This is a genomic window from Rhizobacter sp. P3_B12 (assembly GCF_056402895.1).
The window spans coordinates 1-2,615 of sequence record NZ_JBFUGN010000872.1 but is presented as its reverse complement, the minus strand read 5'-3'; the positions used below and the strand labels follow the sequence as shown (position 1 = coordinate 2,615).

The window sequence follows — 2,615 nt, the reverse complement described above, 5'->3', positions numbered from 1 at the left end:
GCTTCACGTGCCCGTTCATCCACGCCACCATGTAGCCGCCATAGCTGCCGCCCGTCGCGAAGACGCGGCCGCGGTCGATGTACGGTTTCTTCAGCATCAGGTCGGTCGTCGCCTCCACGTCCTGCAGCTCCAGCTCGCCCCAGCGGTGCGTGATGCTGTCGAGGAAGCCGTAGCCGAAACCGCTCGAGCCGTGGTAGTTCACGCAGACCACCACATAGCCCTGCGCCGCGAACACATGCGTGTTCCAGCGGTAGTGGAAGGTGTCGCCGGCCGCCGCGTGCGGGCCGCCATGGATGCTGTGCAGCAACGGGTACTTCTTCTTCGGGTCGAACCCCGGCGGGTAGACCACCCAGGCCTGGATCTCGTCGCCCAGCGCACCCTTCAGGCGCACGTCCTCGTACCTGCCCAGCTTCACGGGCTTCAACAGATCGTCGTTGAAGCGCTCCAGCCGCTGCGGTTCTTCCTCGCCCGCGCGATGCGCATGCACCCGCGCCGGATGGTCCATCGCATCGGCCGCCGTCACGAGCACCTCGCCCGCCACGTCGAAGCCCTGCACCCAGCCGCCGCGCGCCACGACGGCCGCCTGGCGCGCCGCGATGTCGAAGCGCCACAGGTGGCAGCGGCCCTGGTCCTCGGCCGTGAAGAAGAGCGCCTCGCCATCGGCCGACCAGCGGATCGGCCCGTTCACCGCGTGGTCCCACGCCGCGCTCAGCACCTGCTGCTTGACCGGCGCGTCGATGCCGCGCTGCAACACCGCCGCATGGTTGGGCATCGTGTGGCGCTTGCCCTGGTGGCTCGCGAGGAACGCGATGCGGCGGCCATCGGGGCTGTAGCGCGGCGCCTCGAAATCCCAGGCCTTGTCCTGCGCGATCACCTCGATGCGGCCGGTGCGCACCGCCACCTCGGCCAATGACTTGCAATGGTCCAGCCGCTTCTCCGGCGCCGGATCGAACGCGAACGCGATGTGCCGGCCGTCGGGCGAGATGTCGAACGAATGCGCGTCGGGGTCGCCGCGCTGCAGCTCGTAGCCGCTGCCCTCGAACAGGTCGCGCACCCGGCCGCTCTCGACATCGAGCACCAGCACGTGCGCCACGCGCTCCATCGGCAGGTTGCGGTCCCAGTAGCGGTACTGCGCCTCGCTCGTCACGTAGGCGGTTTCCTTGCGGTCCTTGAACGCCTGGTGGCGCTTCCCCTGCGCGACGGCACCGCGCGCGTCCGGCCACACCCACGAGACGAACGCGATGCGCTTGCCGTCGGGGAACCACTTGAAGGCATCGACGCCCGGCGCGAAATCGCTGACGCGGCGCGCCTCGCCGCCATCGGCCGCGATCACGTACAGCTGCGGCGTGTCGTCCTTCTTGCCCTGCTGCTCGCGGCGCGCGATGAACGCGATGCGCTCGCCGGTCGGCGACCAGGCCGGCTGGCCGTCCTTCTCGCCGGCCTGCGTCAGCCGGCGCGGCCCGCCGCCGAAGGTCGACAGCAGCCACAGGGCCGACGTGCCCTTGTTGTCCTCCATCGAGTAGCTGCCGACCGAGCAGACCGCCTGCGCGCCGTCGGGCGACAGGGACAGTCCGCCGACGCGCTGCAGCGCCCACAGGTCATCGATGCTCAGGGTCTTGTGTCGGGCCATGATGGTGCGGGCCGCCTCGTGAGCGGCGTTCGTGGAAAAACGGGAATGACGGGAATGGCGGGGAGGGCCGGAGCCGCTGCCCGGCGCGCGTCACCGGTTGTGCTTCTGCATGAAGACGAGCTTCTCGAACAGCGACACATCCTGTTCGTTCTTCAGCAGCGCGCCCACCAGCGGCGGCAGGCTCACCTTCTCGTCCTTGCTCTGCAGCACTTCCAGCGGGATGTCCTCGGCCACCAGCAGCTTCAGCCAGTCGAGCAGCTCGCTGGTGCTCGGCTTCTTCTTCAGCCCGGGCAGGTTGCGCACGTCGTAGAAGTTGCGCAGCGCGGCGGCCAGCAGCTCTTTCTTCAGCGACGGGAAATGCACCTCGACGATGCGCTTCATCGTGTCGGCGTCCGGGAAGCGGATGTAGTGGAAGAAGCAGCGGCGCAGGAAGGCGTCGGGCAGCTCCTTCTCGTTGTTCGACGTGATGAACACCAGCGGCCGGTGCTTCGCCCGGATCAGCTCGCGCGTCTCGTAGACGTAGAACTCCATCCGGTCGATCTCGCGCAGCAGGTCGTTCGGGAACTCGATGTCGGCCTTGTCGATCTCGTCGATCAGCAGCACCACCGGCTGCTCGGCCGTGAAGGCCTGCCACAGCACGCCCTTCACGATGTAGTTGTGGATGTCGTGCACCCGCGCACCGCCATCGACGTCGGCCAGCTGGCTGTCGCGCAGGCGACTCACCGCGTCGTATTCGTACAAACCCTGCTGCGCCTTCGTGGTGCTCTTGATGTGCCACTGCAGCAGCGGCATGCCCAGCGATTGCGCGACTTCCTCGGCCAGCATCGTCTTGCCGGTGCCGGGTTCGCCCTTGATCAGCAGCGGCCGCTTCAGCGTGGCAGCCGCGTTGACCGCGAGCATCAGGTCGTCGGTGGCGACGTAGTTGTCGGAGCCTTTGAACTTCATGCGTCGCGAGGGTTTGAAGGGGGTGCGGGCCAGTATAAGG

Annotated in this window: 2 protein-coding genes; both read right to left on the bottom strand. The window is 67.9% G+C overall.

Annotation, left to right across the window (positions count from 1 at the left end; genetic code table 11):
* Positions 1-1,630 (bottom strand): S9 family peptidase (locus AC1D01_RS29360; RefSeq protein WP_477872707.1); only part of this gene is annotated, 1,630 nt, incomplete at its 3' end.
* Between the two features lie 90 nt (positions 1,631-1,720).
* Complete coding sequence (locus AC1D01_RS29355) at positions 1,721-2,575, bottom strand: AAA family ATPase (RefSeq protein WP_047587858.1); 855 nt, start codon at positions 2,573-2,575, stop codon at positions 1,721-1,723.
* Between the last annotated feature and the right edge of the window lie 40 nt (positions 2,576-2,615).